At 69.3% G+C, this 17,549-nt stretch carries 13 protein-coding genes; 5 read left to right on the top strand and 8 right to left on the bottom strand.

The genetic code is table 11. From position 1 onward, the window contains the following. Positions 1-194 precede the first annotated feature (194 nt). Positions 195-1,481 (bottom strand): tetratricopeptide repeat protein, encoded by a 1,287-nt coding sequence (locus BLU54_RS15860; RefSeq protein WP_170845180.1) that lies wholly within the window; start codon positions 1,479-1,481, stop codon positions 195-197. Positions 1,482-1,639: 158 nt separating this feature from the next. Further along, positions 1,640-2,329, bottom strand: a complete 690-nt coding sequence (locus tag BLU54_RS15855; protein ID WP_091910498.1) for a PspA/IM30 family protein — start codon at positions 2,327-2,329, stop codon at positions 1,640-1,642. A 261-nt stretch (positions 2,330-2,590) separates the two neighbouring features. On the opposite strand from BLU54_RS15855, the gene BLU54_RS15850 reads away from it, so the two are divergent. The 5 genes from BLU54_RS15850 (at position 2,591) to prpR (ending at position 9,878) form a co-directional block, all read left to right on the top strand. Further along, on the top strand, positions 2,591-5,092 hold the full coding sequence (locus BLU54_RS15850) for a penicillin-binding protein 1A (RefSeq protein ID WP_091910495.1): 2,502 nt from the start codon (positions 2,591-2,593) through the stop codon (positions 5,090-5,092). 455 nt (positions 5,093-5,547) lie between these two features. Continuing rightward, the gene (locus tag BLU54_RS15845; protein WP_091910493.1) at positions 5,548-6,033 is read left to right on the top strand and encodes a hypothetical protein; all 486 of its coding nucleotides are present in this window, start codon (positions 5,548-5,550) and stop codon (positions 6,031-6,033) included. Beyond that, on the top strand, positions 6,030-6,878 hold the full coding sequence (locus tag BLU54_RS15840) for a hypothetical protein (RefSeq protein ID WP_091910491.1): 849 nt from the start codon (positions 6,030-6,032) through the stop codon (positions 6,876-6,878). Before BLU54_RS15845 ends, BLU54_RS15840 begins: the two co-directional genes overlap by 4 nt. A gap of 263 nt (positions 6,879-7,141) precedes the next feature. After that, a complete protein-coding gene (locus BLU54_RS15835; protein WP_091910489.1) occupies positions 7,142-7,609 on the top strand; it encodes a hypothetical protein in 468 nt (155 codons plus the stop codon). 322 nt (positions 7,610-7,931) lie between these two features. Beyond that, positions 7,932-9,878, top strand: coding sequence for a propionate catabolism operon regulatory protein PrpR (gene prpR / locus BLU54_RS15830; protein ID WP_091910573.1), 1,947 nt, complete (start codon positions 7,932-7,934; stop codon positions 9,876-9,878). A gap of 137 nt (positions 9,879-10,015) precedes the next feature. On the opposite strand, the gene BLU54_RS15825 is transcribed toward prpR, so the two are convergent. The 6 genes from BLU54_RS15825 to hpnD form a co-directional block, all read right to left on the bottom strand. Further along, complete coding sequence (locus BLU54_RS15825; protein ID WP_091910487.1) at positions 10,016-10,804, bottom strand: ABC transporter permease; 789 nt, start codon at positions 10,802-10,804, stop codon at positions 10,016-10,018. Between the two features lie 190 nt (positions 10,805-10,994). Further along, positions 10,995-11,909, bottom strand: coding sequence for a nodulation factor ABC transporter ATP-binding protein NodI (gene nodI, locus BLU54_RS15820; protein ID WP_091910484.1), 915 nt, complete (start codon positions 11,907-11,909; stop codon positions 10,995-10,997). Positions 11,910-12,158: 249 nt separating this feature from the next. Beyond that, on the bottom strand, positions 12,159-12,983 hold the full coding sequence (locus BLU54_RS15815; RefSeq protein WP_170845178.1) for a phosphorylase family protein: 825 nt from the start codon (positions 12,981-12,983) through the stop codon (positions 12,159-12,161). Further along, positions 12,964-15,078: a squalene--hopene cyclase gene (shc, locus tag BLU54_RS15810; RefSeq protein WP_091910479.1), complete on the bottom strand. Its 2,115-nt coding sequence runs from the start codon at positions 15,076-15,078 to the stop codon at positions 12,964-12,966. The genes BLU54_RS15815 and shc overlap by 20 nt, the downstream gene beginning before the upstream one ends. Further along, entirely contained in the window at positions 15,075-16,433 is a 1,359-nt protein-coding gene (gene hpnE / locus BLU54_RS15805; protein WP_091910476.1) for a hydroxysqualene dehydroxylase HpnE, read from the bottom strand. The genes shc and hpnE overlap by 4 nt, the downstream gene beginning before the upstream one ends. After that, entirely contained in the window at positions 16,430-17,413 is a 984-nt protein-coding gene (hpnD, locus tag BLU54_RS15800; protein WP_235837986.1) for a presqualene diphosphate synthase HpnD, read from the bottom strand. The genes hpnE and hpnD overlap by 4 nt, the downstream gene beginning before the upstream one ends. Positions 17,414-17,549: the final 136 nt, after the last annotated feature.

Below are 17,549 nucleotides of genomic sequence, written 5' to 3'. Positions count from 1 at the left end.
CTGACCACCGACAGCAGCGAGGAAGGGTGAATCGCCAGCCGGGCGGCGGGCGGGCAGTCTCCGTCCGATGCCCGGCTGGCTGACGAGCAGGCCCAAGCGTTGTCCACAGCGCAGCCTTGAAAGCGGCGGGGCCGCGATGGCATCAACCATCGCGGCCCCGCCGCATTTCGGAGTTGGCCTTCAGCGCCCGACTGCTAGCTGTTCCAGTCGTCGTTGCCGCCGCTTGAGCCGGTATCGAAACTGTCGTTGCCACCGCCCCAATCGCTGCCGCCACTGCCACCACTGCCAAAATCGAAGCCGCTATCGCTCGGCGCGCTGTCGCCATCGTGCCAGCCGTTGCCGGGTTCGAACGGTCCCATGCCGGGGCCGAGATCATTGCCGCTACCGAAATGGCCGCTGTTGCCACTGTTCGAATCGGCCCGTCCGCCGTCGCGGTGGTGACCCAGCTGCGACATCATCTCGCCGATCAGCACGCCAGCCATCAGGCCGCCGCCCATCCCGGAACCGGGTTGCTGCACGATCACCGGCCCGGCCTGCTGTTGCTGCTGCGGGTAGTACGGGCCGGGGCCGCTCTGCTGGCCAGCGCGTCCGAAACGATTGGCCTCGTCCGCGTACGCGGAACCGGCCGGCGCCTCCCGGCCCAAGCCCGGATCCGGACGGCCGGCCGCCAGCGCTTCCAGTCGCTCCACCTGCCGTCCCAAGTCTTCCAGACGAAACGCGGGCGATTGCGTCGGCGCCGTCGCGCTGTCAGGGCCTTGCGAGAGCTGTTCGATGATTTCGCTGAGGTCCTGCTCGACCTGCTGGGCTTCGGCCAGCCAGCCATCCCGCTGCGCCGCGGTCGACAACTTTAGGTCCAGTTTGATCGCGCGGACTTGATCGAGCAGCGCCGTAGCGCGCTTGAGTTCGGCCAGCCGCGTTGCCTCGACGTCGCGCGCCTGCCGGCCGCGACTACGCCGCACCGACCAGATCAAGACGCCGGCAATCAATGCCAACACGGCAATCACGCCTAGGATGCCGCCGGCGCCAAGACCACTGTTCGTGGCAGCAGGCGTGCTGCGATAAGCGGGCGGCGCGTCGGTCCGGCGCGGCGACTCGGTTGGATTGCGGACGTCCTGCTGTCCGCGGCTGGCCCGCGCCGCGTCGGCATTGATGCGCGCTTCCATCTGGCGAAAGCGGTTCGGATCGGTGAAGCCAAGCGCAGGGTCCAGCGTACGGGCACGCGCGATTTCGTCGCGGGCCTGTGTCGCCTTGCCGTCACGATCCAGCACCTGCGCGTAGAGGTAGTGGGCGCGCGCGCTGGATGGATGCGCGGCGATGACCTCCGACAACATCTGTTCTGCGCCGGGGTAGTCGCCGCGCTGTACCGCCCGTTCGACATCGTTGACAGTGGGCGCCGACCACGACACGGCGGGACCGGCGCAGAGCACGCCGACCACCGTGGCCAGGCACAGTGCGCGGGCGCGTTGCTTGAGAGTTTGCATCGTGTCCTCCATCAGGGCGCGCCCATCGCGGCGCCCGGTTGCGCACGCAGTTCGGACGCTGCGTGCAGGCGCATCGTGGGCCGTTGGCGTGCGTTGCCCGAGCGCGGCGGGGGCGGCAGGGCGGGCCGCATGCGGCTACCAGGCCCGAGCACGCGGCCTTACGCGGACGGCTGTCCGTCCTTGCCGATCTGCGCCTTCAGCGCCGCAAGCCGCTCGTCCACCGTCGGCCCGTGTTCCATTGCGGCGAGCTTGTCGTCGAGCGTCTTGCCGCTGAGGTCGTCGGCGGTTTCCAGACGGGCATCCGAGCGCGCATTCGCCATGTTGACCTTCTCCTCGAGACGCGAGAAATCCTCGTTGAAGTTCTGCCCGCCGATGCCGCCGAGCGCCGTCGCGGCAACTTCCTTCGCGCTGGCGATTTCCTGCTTGGCGGCCAGTACGTTGGAACGCGACTTCAAGTCGTCGCGGCGCTTGCGCATGTTCGCGATCTGCTCGCGCAGATTGGCGACCGACGGTTCGACCTTCGCGAATTCGGCAGCGAGTTGATCGCGCTCGCCTTCGGCGGCGGCCTGGGCGGCCAGCGCTTCGCGCGCCAGCGTCTCGTCGCCGTTCTTCAACGCACGCATTGCCCCTTCGGCGTACTTGCGCGCCTTTTCGTCGGCCGCGTCGCGCTTGCTGCGTTGATTGGCCACCTGCGCCTGGATTTCGATCAGCGAATTCTCCGCGCGACCGATGCTCGAATCGAGTTCGCGGATGATCTGGCGTGCATCGCGGCTCGGATCCTGGACCGAATCGGCGGCATCATTGAGGAGGCCCTTGATCGTGCGGGAAATATTGGCGAAAAGCGACATGTCCACTCCGTCCTGTTTAGGTTGCCTACCAATGCATCTTACACGGGAGGCCGGCGCACAAGGGAAGCTGACGGTGCTGGGAAGCCTGCGGCGCCAGGCGCTTTCCGAGTCAGCGGAAAAAAAGGCCGCCTGCATCGATAGTTAGGTGGGTCTTCCGGTACTTGTCCACAAGCCCTTCAACATTTTTAGTGGATAAGTGACGCACATCGCGGGCCAGCTTGGCGCACGATCGGCGAGCCGCGACGGACGCCTTTCTTTACAATGCCCAGCTTCGCCCACGATTCCACCACGGCGGCACGGCCCGAGAAGGCCGTACCAGCCTACGCTCCCATGACACGCACGCCCCGTCACGACCGCCCGCCACGCGATGCCCGCCCGGCCCGTTCCGAAGGCAGGACGCCGTCCCGCCGTTTGCTGGTCGCGGTCGGCGGCGTGGGCGCCGCGCTGGCCCTGGTGTTGGCGCTGTTCGTCGGCTACATGCTGATCGTGATGGAGCCCAACCTGCCACGGCTCGACGCGCTGACCGACTATCGCCCGAAGATGCCGTTGCGCGTCTACACGCGCGACCATGTGCTGATCGGCGAGTTCGGCCAGGAGCGCCGTCAGGTGGTGCGCTTCGCGGACATACCGGACGTGATGAAGAAGGCGGTCCTGGCGATCGAGGACTATCGCTTCTACGAGCATGGCGGGGTCGACTTCCTCGGCATCCTGCGCGCCGGCGTCGCGGACCTGATGCACGGCGGCGCCACGCAGGGAGCGAGCACGATCACCATGCAGGTCGCCCGCAACTTCTTCCTGTCGAGCGAGAAGACCTACACGCGCAAGATCTACGAGATGCTGCTCGCCTACAAGATCGAACGCACGCTGAGCAAGGATCAGATTCTCGAGCTGTACATGAACCAGATTTACCTGGGGCAGCGCGCCTATGGCTTCGCCAGCGCCGCGCAGGTGTATTTCGGCAAGGACCTGAAAAGCGTGACGGTGGCCCAGGCCGCGATGCTGGCCGGTTTGCCCAAAGCGCCCTCGGCGTACAACCCGATCGTCAATCCCCGCCGCGCCAAGCAGCGGCAGTTGTACATCCTGAAGCGCATGCACGACCTGCGCTATATCGACGACGCGCAATACGAGGCCGCGAAGGCGGAAGACGTGCACGTGAGAGCCTCGGGCAATCAATTCAGCGTGCATGGCGAGTACGTCGCGGAGATGGCGCGGCAACTGATCTACGCACAGTACCGGGACGAGTCGTACACGCGCGGCCTGTCGGTCGTGACGACGATCGATTCGGGCGACCAGGAAGCCGCCTACAGCGCGCTGCGGCGCGGCGTGCTCGCCTACGAGCGGCGGCACGGCTATCGCGGCCCGGAAGCGTTCATCACCTTGCCGGACGAAGCGGACGATCGCGAGGAAGCGATCGAGGATGCGCTCTCCGATCATCCGGACAACGGCGATCTGGTGGCGGCGGTGGTGACGGCGGCATCCGCCAAGCAGGTGACGGTGGTGCGTTCCTCGGGCGAGTCGATCGCCATCGGCCCGGCGGGCTTGCGCTTTGCCGCGTTCTCGCTTGGCTCGCGTGCCACGCCGACCCAGAAGATCCGGCCCGGCGCGGTGGTGCGGATCACGCGCGAGGGCAATGGCTGGGCGATCACGCAGTTGCCGCAGGTCGAGGGCGCACTGGTCGCGCTGGCGCCGCAGGACGGCGCGATCCGCGCGCTGGTCGGCGGCTTCGATTTCAACAAGAGCAATTTCAACCACGTGACGCAGGCCTGGCGTCAACCCGGCTCGACGTTCAAGCCGTTCATCTATTCGGCGTCGCTGGAGAAGGGCCTGGGGCCGGCGACCATCATCAATGACGCGCCGCTGTATTTCAGCGCCGCGCAGACCGGTGGCCAGCCCTGGGAGCCGAAGGACGACGATCAACCCGACGGGCCGATGACGATGCGCACCGCGTTGATGCGCTCGAAGAACCTGGTGTCGATCCGCATCCTCAATTTCATCGGCACCCAATACGCGCAGGATTTCATCACACGGTTCGGCTTCGACGCCGCGAAGAACCCGCCGTACCTGCCGATGGCGCTGGGCGCAGGGCAGGTCACGCCGCTGCAGCTGGCCGAGGGCTACGCAGTGTTCGCGAACGGGGGCTATCACGTCGAGCCATACCTGATCGCCGAGGTGAGCGACGCGAACGGGCAGGTGCTGTCACGCGCGACGCCGCATGGCGCGGACAACGACGCACCACGCGCAATCGACCCGCGCAACGCGTATGTGATGAGCAGCCTGTTGTACGACGTGGCCGAGCGCGGCACGGGCGCGGCGACCAATTCACTGCGACGCAACGACCTCGCCGGCAAGACCGGCACGACAAACGACGCGTTCGACGGCTGGTTCGCCGGCTACCAGCGCGACCTGGTCGCGGTCTCGTGGCTGGGCTACGATCAGCCTCGCACGCTGGGCAGCCGGGAATTCGGCGCACAACTCGCGCTGCCGATCTGGGTCGACTTCATGTCGCACGCGTTGCGCGGCGTACCGCAGGCCCGCGTGCCGATGCCGGCCGGCCTCACGACGATCGACGGCGAATTGTTCTTCGATAACATGCTGCCGGGCGCCGGTTTCGTCGCGACGATCGGACTCGACGATCAGGCGGCCGCCAGCTTCGGCGCGAGTGGCACCGGCATCGGCGTGATGCCCGATCCGAATCGGGTGGTGCCGACCGTCGATGCGAAGGAGCGTGACCGCGTGCTCGATCTGTTCGGCGAGAAGCCCTAGCCGCGAACTAGCGCCGCCGCTGCCGTCGCGGTCGTCTGCGCGACCGTCGCGCGGCCACGGCCGCTTCGTGTGCTGAGGCATCGACCGCAGTTGCCGCGCCTTGCGGTAAAGTCGGTCGCGGGCCTTCGGTCTTAGCGGTTTCTGGTTCGGGCTGCTGGCTGCCATCTGCGGCTATGGGACGTGGTACCGGACGTGGTGCGGAACGTCATGCGAGGAGACATCCCGCGACACGTCCCCGCATGTCTGGCCGCCACTCAGCTCGGCTCGGCGGCGCACCAGGCATTCGCGTCATGCGGCAGCGCGCCGGCCGCAGCCGTCCGGTTTGCAGGATCACCCTGATCGTGCGGCGGACCTGTTTATTCCCGCGCTGGGCTTCCTGTTATTGAGAATCATTTGCAACTGTGAGGCGTGTCGGGCAGAATGATCCGCACTGAATGTCCCAAGGGGAGAGGCCGATGTATGCGTTCGATCGAGCACAAGGGCCGGGCGGCCTGAACGAGGCGACACTGTACACACGTGGCGGGCCCGAGCGCCTGCTCGTCGCTGTGCTTCGCGCGTGGACCTTCGGTTCGCTCGCAACCGGCGCGGCGGCGCGCGCGCGCGGTTCGGACTGGCGAGCGTTGCTGCTGGGCGCGGGTCTCGATCAATTGGCGTGTGAGCGGTTGGAGCGCGTGCTCACGATCGCTCGCGCCTGCAAACCGCGTCTCGATATCCGCTGGTTCAGCCAGCCATGTCTGGGCAGCGACGAGGGCGCGCTGCTGGACGCGACCGCGCGCCTTCAGCGCAGCGAATACGCGGCTGCCATCGAGCGCCTGAGCGATGCGTTCGGCTTGACCGCGGCGATGCGGCTGGCCAAGCCCGTCTGGGCGCTTGCCGAGTCGCTGGCGGACGCAAGCCTGATTCTGCCCCCCGGCGATCGTCCGGTCGCATACATGCAATGAGCGGCCGAGACGAACCGGACGACAGCGCCTGCCCGCCGGCGGCCACTGCCGCCTCATCCGTTTCCGCCTCGCCGTGCGGGGCCGCACCGCTGGCCGCCGCGCCGCAGTTCGTGCCACGTCCGTTGAGTGCCCGCGTGCAGCAGCATCACCGTACGCCCGAACCGGGCGATCTGCATCTGTGGCGCTTCCAGAGCCACTGGGTGCCGGCAAGCGTCGGCGAGAGCCAGTTGTGGCTCGGCGCGAACGAACGGCAGTCGATCCGGCGGCTTGCCTCGCCGGCGGCGCGTCGCCGCGCAGCGCTTGGCTGGATCACGCTGCGATGGGTGGCCGCCGGTCTGGCCGGTTGCGCGCCCCGTGACGTCGAGCTCAGGCGCGGCAGCGCCGATGGCTTGAAGATCGTCGGCACGCCGCTGCAAACCGAGCTGCTGTTCACTGGGTTCTGGGTTCTGCTGGCGGTTCACCGCGAACATGAAGGCGCGTACGGACGCACCGCATTGGCCGTCTCGTCCGCCTCACCGATCTCCGCGCGAACGAGCGGGGCGCGCGGCCGCCTTGCGATCGCGGGCACAGCCGACGCAACCGGACTGGAGCCGCTCGCGCGCGAGCAAGGCCATGGCATGGCGGACGGCGCGACCCTTGGGCAGGCAAGTCCGGCCACCGCCGATGCGCGCGAACGGCTGCAACGCTACGCGCTGCCGATGCCGCCCGGTGCGGGCGTGACGCTGCACGTCGGCCCGCGCGTGCGTCGGGTGCGTGGCTTCGGCTGGCGTACTGGCGATCAGTTGCGTGACCTCGTCGACGCGGCGGGACTGTCCGACATAGCCGACTCCGTCGTGCCGCGCTGAGAGCGCGGGCGTCGGACGCGGCACGCAGCCGCCCCGAACGTCGCCGCCGAATGTCGCCGCCGAATGTCGCCGCCGAATGTCGCCGCCGAATGTCGCCGCCGAATGTCGCCGCCGAATGTCGCCGCAGACCGTCGCCGCACAATTTGGCCGCCGAATATGGTTGCGGATGTCGCCTGCCGCCGCGGGCAAGCCGTGCCCGCGATGGGCACCGCCCGACGCCGAGGCGGTATCATGCATGCCCGGCGCTCCATTTTCGTTCTGCCATGCTGTTGATCGTGCTCGCCCTGGTCATTCTCATCGCGCTCATCGTTGGCGCGGTGTGGGCTTATCACGCGCTCGCCGCGACGCTCGGCGGCCTCGTCGCGGCGGTGCTGGTTTCGCTAGGACTGGCCGTGATCGCGGCGATACCCTGGTATGTGCTGCGCGCGCGGCGGCTGCCGGGTGGCGCCGGCCGCGGCATCTATCAACTGAACGGCGACTGGGGCGAAGCGCGGCTCAACGCCGCCACGCATACCGTGCAACTGCGCTGCGCGGGAGCCAGCGCGCACTATCTGTTCGCGGATCTGGTCGATGCGAATGCCAGCCGCCAGTCGGACGGCGGGCATTGTGTCGATCTCGAAGTGCGCGACGCGGCTCGGCCCCATTGGCAACTTCCGGTGCGCTCAGCGCGCGAGGCGCGTTGCTGGCGCCGGGTGTTCCGGCTGGCCGTCGCCCAGCGCCTGCCCGGATGAGGGCCGGGCGGACCTGCGGGCCCGCGTGCGGGCACACGCGCATGGATGGTTACGTGAGTGCTCGCATGAGGGCTCGCGTGAATGAGCGTGCAGATGAACGTTCGGATGCGCGCCTGGAAGGGCCCACGAAGGTGACCGACGCGAGCACGGACGCGCACGGTGGCGCTGACGCCTCCCCACCTGCGATCGGCATTGTCGCCACGTACACGGTGCCCGGGATGCGGTTCGTCGACCACTGCGGCCCACGTCGCCGGCCGGACGCGGTGGCAGGCCGATGAGCCGGGCCGCGCCGATGCGTTCCGCCGCAACGCGTGAGGCGCCCATGTCGCTGCCGCGCATCTGGGCGGTCGGCTTCAGCAAACTCGCGGGCGTGTACGGTGAAATCGTCGCCGACTATGCGAGCCGGGCCGACGTGCGGCTGGTGGCGCAGGGCTATGAGGCCGCCGTCGAAACGGTGCGGCGCGGCCTGCTTGAACGTGCGCCGGACGCCCCTGGCACAGACGTCGTCATCGCGGCCGGCTCGAACGGCGAATACTTGCGCGATCGCCTCGCGGCCCCGGTGGTGCTGGTGGGCGTCGACGGCTTCGACGTGCTCGATGCGCTTGCGTCGGCCCGGCGCGCGGGCGCGCGCGTCGCGCTAATGAGTCACGGCGAGACCTTTGCCGCGCTCGAACGCTTCGCGGCCAACTTCGCGCTCGACGTTCCGCATTTCAGTTATCGCGGCGCGGCCGACGCGGAGACGCGCCTGCGGGCGTTGCAGGCGGACGGCGTCGAGGCCGTGGTCGGTCCGGGTCTGGTCAGCGAGATCGCCGAGCGTATCGGCATGACCAGCGTCTTTCTGTATTCGCACACGCGTGTGCGCGCTGCGTTCGACACCGCGCTCTCACTGGCCGACGCGGCCGCCCAGGAGGCCGCCAAACGGCGCACCCTTGACGCGGTGCTGAGCCAGTTGCGCGACGGCGTTGTCGCGCTCGACGCGCGGGGACGGGTGCTCAGCGCGAATCCGGCCGCCTGCACGATACTCGGGCAGAGCGCATCGGTGCTGCATGGGCGCGAACTCGAGAAGGTCGCGCCGGATCTGTCCGCCGCGTTGCGGGAGCCGCAGGACGAGACGATCCAGTCGATCGGCGGACGCGATTACTGGGTCAGGCGGGGCCGCTTCGAAGCGGTGGATGGCGCCGGCGCGGTCCTCACCGTGCAGGCGGCCGACGACCTCGCACGCGGCGAGAATTCGCTGCGCGCGCGCCGGCCGACCTCGCTGCATGCCGCGCGGCATCAACTCGCGGACCTGCGCGGCGACGCGCCGGCCTTGACGCATGCGCGGGCGCTGGCAAGCCGCTACGCGCGCACCGACGGCACGGTATTGCTGACCGGCGCGACCGGAACCGGCAAGGAAGTCCTCGCGCAAGGGATGCATCGCGAAAGCGCGCGGGCGCGCGGCCCGTTCGTCGCGGTGAACTGCGGTGCGCTCAGCGAATCGTTGCTGGAAAGCGAGCTGTTCGGCTATGAGGAGGGCGCCTTCACCGGGGCGCGGCGGGGCGGCCGCGCGGGGCTGATCGAAGCCGCGCATCGCGGTACCCTGTTCCTCGATGAAATCGGCGAAATGCCGCTGGCGCTCCAGACGCGCTTGCTGCGCGTGTTGCAGGAGCGCGAAGTGACACGCGTGGGCGGCACGCGCGCGGTACGCGTCGACCTGCGCGTGATTGCCGCCACCCACCGCGATCTTGCCGCGGCGGCCGCGGCGGGCGAGTTCCGCGCCGACCTGTTCTATCGGCTCAATGTGCTGCGCATCGCGTTGCCGCCGCTCAGTGCGCGTGGCGCGGACGTGCTCGATCTGGCGGCGCAACTGCTGAGCGAGGCGGTCGAACGCGTTGGCCAGGGCGTCGCGCGGGATGCGGCGCGCTGTCGTCTGGTCCTGCAGGCGGTCGATGCCGACCTGCTGGCGCACGACTGGCCAGGCAACGTCCGCGAACTGGCCAGCGTGGTCGAACGCATCGCCTGCTTGTGGGTGACGGATGCCGACGCGTCGCCCGACTGGCGGCTGGACACCGATCTTTTTTTCGCCATTGCACCGGAGTGCAGGCGCGCTGCGCCGCGCGGCCGGTCCCTGGACACCCTGCTGACGAACGCGGCACCGCTGAAGGTGGGCGCGCGTGCGCTCGAACGGCAACTGATCGAGCAGACGCTGGTGGAGACCGGTGGCGACCGGGCCGCGACCTGCCGCCAGCTCGGCATCAGTCGCGCGACGTTGTGGCGGCGCCTGCGCTGACGCGCGCGGCCACGAGCACCTGAGCCGAGCACCTGAGCCGAGCACCTGAGCCGAGCACCTGAGCCGAGCACCTGAGCCGAGCACCTCAGCCGAGCACCTCAGCCGAGCACCTCAGCCGAGCACCTCAGCCGAGCACCTCAGCCGAGCAGACGGCGGCGCAACAGCAGCGCGGCGGCAGACAGCCCGACCACCGCGTAGCCGAGCAGCACCGCGACGTGCAGCAAGCCGTCTTCGACCGGACGCCCCAGCAATGCGGGCCGAATCAGCGAGATCGCGTGGTGCAGCGGCAGACAGGCGGACACCGTCTGGACGATCTGCGGCAATTGTCCGCGCGGGAAGAAGACGCCCGACAGCAGCATCATCGGTGTCAGCAGCAGTGTCTGGTAGAACATGAAGAAGTCGTAGCCCGGCGCCAGCGCGGTGACCACGATCGCGATGCAGGCGAACGCAAAGCCGGCCAGCACCACGGCCGGCACCGCGATGAGCATGCCGTCGACCTGCGTGAGGCCCAGTGCCGAGGCGACGATCATGATCGCCACTCCGCTCAGCGTCGCCTTGCTGGCCGCCCAGCAGACCTCGCCGAACAGCACGTCGCCGAGCGTGAGCGGCGTGTGCATCAACGCATCCCAGGTTCGTTGTTCATGCATGCGTGAAAACGCGGAATACAGCGACTCGAAGCTCGCCGACATCATCACGCTCGACGCCACCGTGCCGGCGGCCAGGAAAGCGATGTAGGGCACGCCGTCGACCTGGCCCACCATCATGCCCAGACCGAAACCGAGACCGAACAGATAGATCATCGGATCGGCAAGATTGCCGAGCATCGAGGGCAGCGCCAGCTTGCGCCAGACCAGGAAGTTGCGGCGCCAGACGTGCACCCAGGTGACGGCGCTGGAAGGCAGGATCGCGGATACGGACGTGGTCATTGCTGTGAATGTGTGGAGAAGCGCCGCAGACCTGGCGCGTGGCAGCGCGACGCGCGCTGGCCGGCTGCGCGCTTCGCGCAGTGGGCATGGCGCGCGGTGCGGGTGGGCCGGGTCATGCTGGCTCCGGTCGCGCGGTGATCGAATCGGTTTCGCGGATTCATGGTCGACTCATTTCCGCCGCATTGCTGCGTCACTCCCGCATCTCGCGGCCGGTCAGGCGCAGGAACACGTCCTCCAGGTTCGCGCGGCGCTGCACGTAGCGCACGCCGCTTTCCTGGCGCAGTCGCGCCACCACCGGTGCCGGATCGGCAACATAACAGAACACGGTCTCGCCGCTGATGTCGACGCGCAGCGCAAGCGGGCGCAGCGCATCGGCCAGCGCCGCCGTGTCGGCCTGTCCGTAGATTTCCACCACCTCGGCGCCGATCTGCGCTTCGATCAAGGCGTCCGGCGAACCTTCGGCGATCTTGCGGCCGCCGTCGACGATGCACAGCCGGTTGCAGAGGCGCTCGGCTTCGTCCATGAAGTGCGTGGTGAGCAGCAGGGTCATGCCGCTGTCCTGCAATGCGCGCAGGCGCTCCCAGATCAAGTGCCGCGCCTGCGGATCCAGGCCGGTGGTCGGCTCGTCCAGGATCAGAACCTCGGGGCGGTTGACCAAGGCGCGGGCCACGGTGAGCCGCCGGCGCATGCCGCCGGAGAGTTGCGACACGCGTGCATCGGCGCGATTCTCCAGGCGTGCGAAGGCGAGCAGCTCGGGCACGCGTTCGCGCGCCGCGCGCGCGGCGATGCCGAAGTAGCGCGCGAACACGACCAGGTTTTCGCTGACCGTGAAGTCGGGGTCGAGGTTGTCGAACTGCGGCACGACGCCGACCTTGGCGCGTGCGCGCCGCGCGTTGCCCGGCACGGATTCGCCGGCCAGCGTGATGGTGCCGCTGTCCGCGCCCACGAGGCCCAGCAGCATGCGAATGGAAGTGGTTTTGCCGGCACCGTTCGGGCCGAGCAGCCCGTAGCACTCGCCGCGCTCGACGTTGAAACTTAGTTGATCGACGACGGTTTCGTCACGAAACGATTTACTGACCTGCTGGAACTCGATGGCTGCGGACATGGCGTGCGGGCGGGGCGTCCGGGCGTAATCTCGCCCTCGCGCCGTTGCGGGATGTGCCGCGCGCGCTGGCCGCGCGACATGCTACAGACTACCCGAGTCGCACGGAAAAAACCCGCGGCACCGCATCGGCATCAACCTGAACGGGCGCACATCCACGCGGTGCGAGCGCCGTGGCCCCGACGCCGCGACAAGCCGCGTGCGCGATCGGCGCGGCGCAAGCGCTGCCGGCCAGCCGCATCATGCGGGGCGTCAAGCCGGTGGCGCGTGTGTGTCGTTGCGTTCGGTGGCGGCAAGACAGGCGGCGAATACCGTTCGAGCACGTGCCCGCAGCGCGCGACGCGCGTGCGCCGCATTGCGCGCGAGCGCCAGCAAGCCGGGCAGATCGTGTGGCCGCCTCAGCAGGGCGGCGATGACGGGCCAGACCGATGCACTGCCATCACTGCGCATGCCAGCCAGGGCGGCCGGGGGCAGCGAGCGGCGCGCCTCGTCGATCACGACCCGACAGAGGCCGAAACGCAGGCCGTGTTGCGCTGCCATGCTGGCGATCGCGTCGCTTTCCATGTCGACCGCGAGCGCGCCGCTGGCCTGCGCAAGGGCCGCCTTGGCGGTCCGGGTCGCGACGGCGGTGCGGCTGGCGATCACGCTACCGCGATGCGCATCGGGCAGGGCCGTGGCCAGCATTGCTCGCAGCGCGCGGTCCGGGGCTGGCAGCACGCCGCCGCTCGCCTCGCGCAAGGCGTCGGCCACGATCCAGTCGCCGACGCGCAGTCCGGGGTCGAGCGCGCCGGCGGTGCCGAAACTGAGCACGCAGGGGGCGTGGACCGTGGCGGCGTGAATCGGCCATGACTGCGGCGCACGTTGCAGGCCGTCGCGCAGCGCGTCGTCCAGCGCGGCAGCGGCCGCAGCCGCGCCGAGACCGGCGATCACTTGCACGCCGTCGAGTCCTCGCGCCGCCGCGCGCGCCAGCCGCGCTTCGAAGGCCAGGCCGGTGACCACCACCAGCCGCACCGGCCGGCGCGTTGGCCGCTCGCCGTGCAACGGGTCGGCACAGGGTTCAGATGCCGTGCGCGACACGATTCACGCCAAGACGCCGCAGGTGCCGATAGCGCGCCAGCGCCCAAAGCGGGAAGAACTTCGCGTAGCCGTGATAGCGCAGATAGAAGACCCGCGGGAAACCGGTGCCGGTGAACGCTTCTTCGTGCCACAAGCCGTCGGCCTGCTGATGATGCAGCAACCAGGCAATGCCGCGGTGCGTGGCCGGATGCATCAACTCGCCGGCTGCGATCAGGCCGAGCACCGCCCAGGCGGTCTGCGACGCCGTGCTGGGCGCGGCGATGAAGCCGTCGTAGTCGATGCGATAGCTGCGATCGTCCTCGCCCCAGCCGCCGTCGGCATTCTGTACCGCTACCAGCCATGCGGCGCCGCGGCGCATGGCCGAATGCGCGGGCTCCAGGCCGGCGGCATTCAGACCGGACAGCGCCGACCATGTGCCGTACACATAGTTGAAGCCCCAGCGGCCGTACCAGCTACCGTCGTCTTCCTGTTCCTTCAGCACGTATTGCAGCGCTCGCTCGCGCGATGCCGCCTGACGCGGGGTCGCCGGCCGATGGCCATGCACCTGGCACAGCATCGACAGGCAGCGTGCCGACACGTCGACGGTCGGCGGATCGAGCATCGCGCCGTGATCCGAAAACGGAATGTTGTTCAGATACAGCTGCGTATTCTCTGGCTCGAACGCGCCCCAGCCACCATCGCTGCTTTGCATGCCGATTACCCACTCGCTGGCACGTTCGACCGCATAGTCGTAGCGGACGCGGTCGAGACGGTCCATCGCGAGCGCGACCACGGCGGTGTCGTCGACGTCGGGATAATGTGGATTCGCGTACTGGAAGGCCCACCCGCCCGGGCGTACGCCCGGGCGACGCACTTGCCAGTCGCCGACCACATCGAGTACCTGGCGCGGCACCAGCCAGTCCAGTCCGCGGCGCGCCGCGTCAATCGCCCCGGGCTCGCCGGTTTCGAGCAGCGCGTGGGCGCAGAGCGCGGTGTCCCAGACCGGCGATACGCAGGGCTGCACATAGCTTTCGCCGGCCCGCTCGATGATCAGGCGGTCCAGCGCATCGCGCGCTTGCGCGCGCGCCGGGTCGTCCGCGGGCACGCCCAGCGCGTCGAACATCATCACGGCGTTGGCCATCGCCGGATAGATCGCACCCAGACCGTCCTCGCCGTTGAGGCGCTCACGCGTGAATGCGACGGCCGCGTCGATCGCGCGGCGGCGCTGCGCGCCCGGCAGACACGGCGTTACCGCGCGCAGGCAGGCGTCGACGCCCTTGAAGAACGCATACCAGCCGCGCGACTGATGCGGCGCGCGCGGCAGCAGACCCGTCAGCGTGGGCGATTCGGTGAACAGTTCGTCCAGGCGCACGCCGCGAGGGTTGCGGGCATGGGTTCGCAGCGTCTGCAACACCAGCAGCGGCGTGATGACCGTGCGCGCCCAATACGACACTTTCGACAGATGGAAGGGGAACCAGCGCGGCAGCAGCATCACCTCGACTGGCATCACCGGCACGGCGCGCCACGCCAGCACGCGATATTGCGCGAGCAGGATCCGGGTGAAGACATTGCAAGCCGCCAGGCCGCCGGCCTGCAGGATTGCTTGCCGAGCGCGCTGCATGTGCGGCAGATCGGGATCATCGCCGATCATCTTCAGCGCGAAGTAAGCCTTGACGCTCGCGCTCACGTCGAGCGGCCCGCCATGCACCAGCGGCCATCCGCCATGCTCGGCCTGCGTTCGGCGCAGATAGGCGGCAATCGACGCCTCGCGCGCCAGATCGGGCGTCTCGCCGAGGTGGTGGGTCAGGAGGACATACTCGGCCGGAATCGTCGCATCGGCTTCCAGTTCAAAGACCCAGTGGCCGTCATCACGCTGGGCAGTGCGCAAGGCGGCGACGGCGCGACCGATCGCATCGTCGAACAGCGTGGTCGGTTCGCTGGGCAGCGACGGCGTACGCTCGGCTGGCAGCCATTCCGCGTGGTCCAGTGGCGTGAATGACGTGCGCAATGACGTGCGGAATGACGTGCGGAATGCCGGGGGTGATGACGTGGCGGATGGCGTGGATGTCGGCTGCGTCGACGAGTCGAGCAGCGTGGACGAAGGAGCATCGTTCATGCGGCAGGGTCGAGTGGGACGGGCGAAGCAGACGGAGAGCGGGCGAGGCCATCATCGCGGGCCGTGCGGACGGTGTTGTCCGTGCGGCCCGACGGCGCGCCCGCGCAGGCGAGGCTGCCCGCCAGCCTGCCGGAGCGTAACGCGCCCTCGATCGTGGCCGGCAGGCCGGTGGCGGTCCAGTCGCCCGCCAACAGCAGATTTTGATAGGTCGACTGGGCACCGGGCCGAAGCGCGTCCTCGGCGGGCAGCGCCGCGAAGGTGGCGCGCTTCTCCCGCACGACCTGCCAACGCGGCAGCGGCTGATCAGGCGGCAGGGCAAGCGCGCGGACCACGTCGCGCCAGCACTGCTCTGCCAGGCGCTCGCGCGGCGCGTCGAGCAGACGATCGGCGCCGCTGATCGTGATCGAGACGCGGTCCGGATAGGCGAACACCCACTCGACCAGGCCGCCCACCACCCCGACGATGGGCGGCGCGTCGGCCGGCGCGGACACGTCGTAGTGGACGTTGACGATGGCGCGCGTGCGGGTCGGGCAGACCAGACCGGGCAGCAGTGCCGCCGCCGCGTGGGCCGGCACGGCGAGCACGACCGCATCGCCGGCGCCGACCGTCATCACGCCGTCGTCGAAGACCAGTCCGGCGACCCGGGCGCCGTCCGGCGCGGGCACGAGCGCCTTCAGCCGGTGACCGAAGCGGATCGATGCGCCGCGCCGCGCCAACGTGGCGAGCGCGGGTTCGACGAAGGCGGCCGACAGACCGTCGGGCGCGAAGATCGGCCGGCAGGCGTCGCCGCCCGCACCCAAGGTTTCACGCACGATCGAGGCAGCCAGACGTGCCGACGCCGGCTCGGGCTCCGTGTTCAAGGCCGCCAGCAGCAGCGGCTGCAGCAGTCGCCGATACAGCACGGTATCGGTCTTCAGCACCGCCGCGACGGTCGCGTCCGGCGCATGCTGGCGCATCAGCGGCAGGCAGTCGAGATAGTCCAGCAGCCGGGTGCCGGCCACGCGGCGGTTGCGATCGAACAGCCAGCCGGGTATTCGCGATCTGCCGAGGTCGAGACGCCAGCGCAGTTGGTCGCGCAGGTCGATGAAGTCGAAGCCAGCTCGTTCGGCGATGCGCACTGCGCGCTCGCCGCCGGTCTCGCGCAGATAGGCGGCCACCTCGCGGTTGCCGGCCAGGACCAGGTGGTTGCCATTGTCGATGACGCGGCCGAAGGTGGGATCGACGTACGAGCGGCAACGACCGCCTGCCTGCGGCGCAACCTCGTGGACGACGACCGCCGTGCCGCGCGCGCTGACGGTCAATGCGGCCGCCAGGCCGGCCAGCCCGGCACCGATCACATGCACCGTCGCGGTCATCGGAACAGCAGGTGCATCAGCGCGATCGCGATCAGCCGCGTTCGTCCAACCTTGACGCGGGTGCGCGGCGGCAGGAAGCCGCGTCGGGCGGTTTCTTCCAGCACCCGGCGGTAGACCGCGGCCATGATGCGCGGCGCACGCACGCTGGCGGCGTCGCACCCGGCCATGATCGCGACCGCGCGCTCATAGTGCTGGCGCGCCCGCTCGACCAGCGTATCGCAGACCTGCGCGAGTGCTGGGTCGCGCACGACCGCGGCCGGTTCGTGGCCGACGATGCCGGCGGCCAGCAGCAGTTCGCGCGGCAGGTAGAGACGGCCAAGCCCGGCGTCTTCGTCGACATCGCGCAAGATGTTGGTCAGTTGCAGCGCGCGGCCCAGGTGATGGGCGAGGGCGATGCCGGCATCACGCGGCATGCCGAAGATCGGGGTCGACAACCGGCCCACCGCGCTGGCGACGCGATCGCAATACAGGTCGAGCGTCGCCTCGTCCGGCGCCTGGATGTCGGCCAACGCGTCCATCGTCATGCCATCGATGACCGCGATGAAGTCGGCGCGGTCCAGATCGTATTGCCGTGCGGTGTGCGCCAGCCGGGCATGGCCCGCGGGCATGGCCGCGGGATCGAGACGATCGATGGCGGCGCGCCACGCGTCCAGTTGGCGAAGCTTTTCGGCGCGGTCGAGCGCAAGGTCGTCCGCAATGTCGTCGACCGCGCGGCAAAACGCGTACACGTCGTACATCGCATCGCGCTGCGCGCGCGGCAGGATCCGCATCGCCGCATAGAAGGAACTGCCACGCGCCGCAGTGCCGCTGGCGGCCGGCGCACGGTGCTCGCCGTCGGCTGCGGCCGCCGCGTTCGAAGCGTCTTCGCTCGCCGTGGCGCCGAACGGCGCGGCCGATGGCAACGGGTCGAGCGCAACGCCGGCCAGTGCGCGACCGCCGGCGGCTGCCGCCCGCTCTTCCAGATTTTGCTCAAGCGCCAAAGGCGGTCTCCCAAACGTGCGCGGCCGTCGGCGCGACGCGCACCTGCGTGCTTGATGACGTGCGCACCTGCGTGCTTGATGACGCGGCGCGGACGCGCTGCGCCAGATTGACTGCCGGCGCCAGTGCCGGACGATC

Origin of the sequence: Chitinasiproducens palmae (assembly GCF_900095735.1) — a bacterium.
Lineage (GTDB): Bacteria > Pseudomonadota > Gammaproteobacteria > Burkholderiales > Burkholderiaceae > Chitinasiproducens > Chitinasiproducens palmae.
The sequence above is the reverse complement of the archived record's forward strand: the minus strand, read 5'-3'. Positions and strand labels throughout refer to the sequence as shown.

Excerpts from the sequence above, each read along its gene's own strand:
- shc (WP_091910479.1), bottom strand. The coding sequence starts at position 15,078 with ATGAACGATGCTCCTTCGTCCACGCTGCTCGACTCGTCGACGCAGCCG.
- BLU54_RS15825 (WP_091910487.1), bottom strand. The coding sequence starts at position 10,804 with ATGACCACGTCCGTATCCGCGATCCTGCCTTCCAGCGCCGTCACCTGG.
- BLU54_RS15835 (WP_091910489.1), top strand. The coding sequence starts at position 7,142 with ATGCTGTTGATCGTGCTCGCCCTGGTCATTCTCATCGCGCTCATCGTT.
- BLU54_RS15845 (WP_091910493.1), top strand. The coding sequence starts at position 5,548 with ATGTATGCGTTCGATCGAGCACAAGGGCCGGGCGGCCTGAACGAGGCG.
- BLU54_RS15855 (WP_091910498.1), bottom strand. The coding sequence starts at position 2,329 with ATGTCGCTTTTCGCCAATATTTCCCGCACGATCAAGGGCCTCCTCAAT.
- BLU54_RS15850 (WP_091910495.1), top strand. The coding sequence starts at position 2,591 with ATGCCCAGCTTCGCCCACGATTCCACCACGGCGGCACGGCCCGAGAAG.
- prpR (WP_091910573.1), top strand. The coding sequence starts at position 7,932 with ATGTCGCTGCCGCGCATCTGGGCGGTCGGCTTCAGCAAACTCGCGGGC.
- nodI (WP_091910484.1), bottom strand. The coding sequence starts at position 11,909 with ATGTCCGCAGCCATCGAGTTCCAGCAGGTCAGTAAATCGTTTCGTGAC.
- hpnE (WP_091910476.1), bottom strand. The coding sequence starts at position 16,433 with ATGACCGCGACGGTGCATGTGATCGGTGCCGGGCTGGCCGGCCTGGCG.
- BLU54_RS15840 (WP_091910491.1), top strand. The coding sequence starts at position 6,030 with ATGAGCGGCCGAGACGAACCGGACGACAGCGCCTGCCCGCCGGCGGCC.
- BLU54_RS15860 (WP_170845180.1), bottom strand. The coding sequence starts at position 1,481 with ATGCAAACTCTCAAGCAACGCGCCCGCGCACTGTGCCTGGCCACGGTG.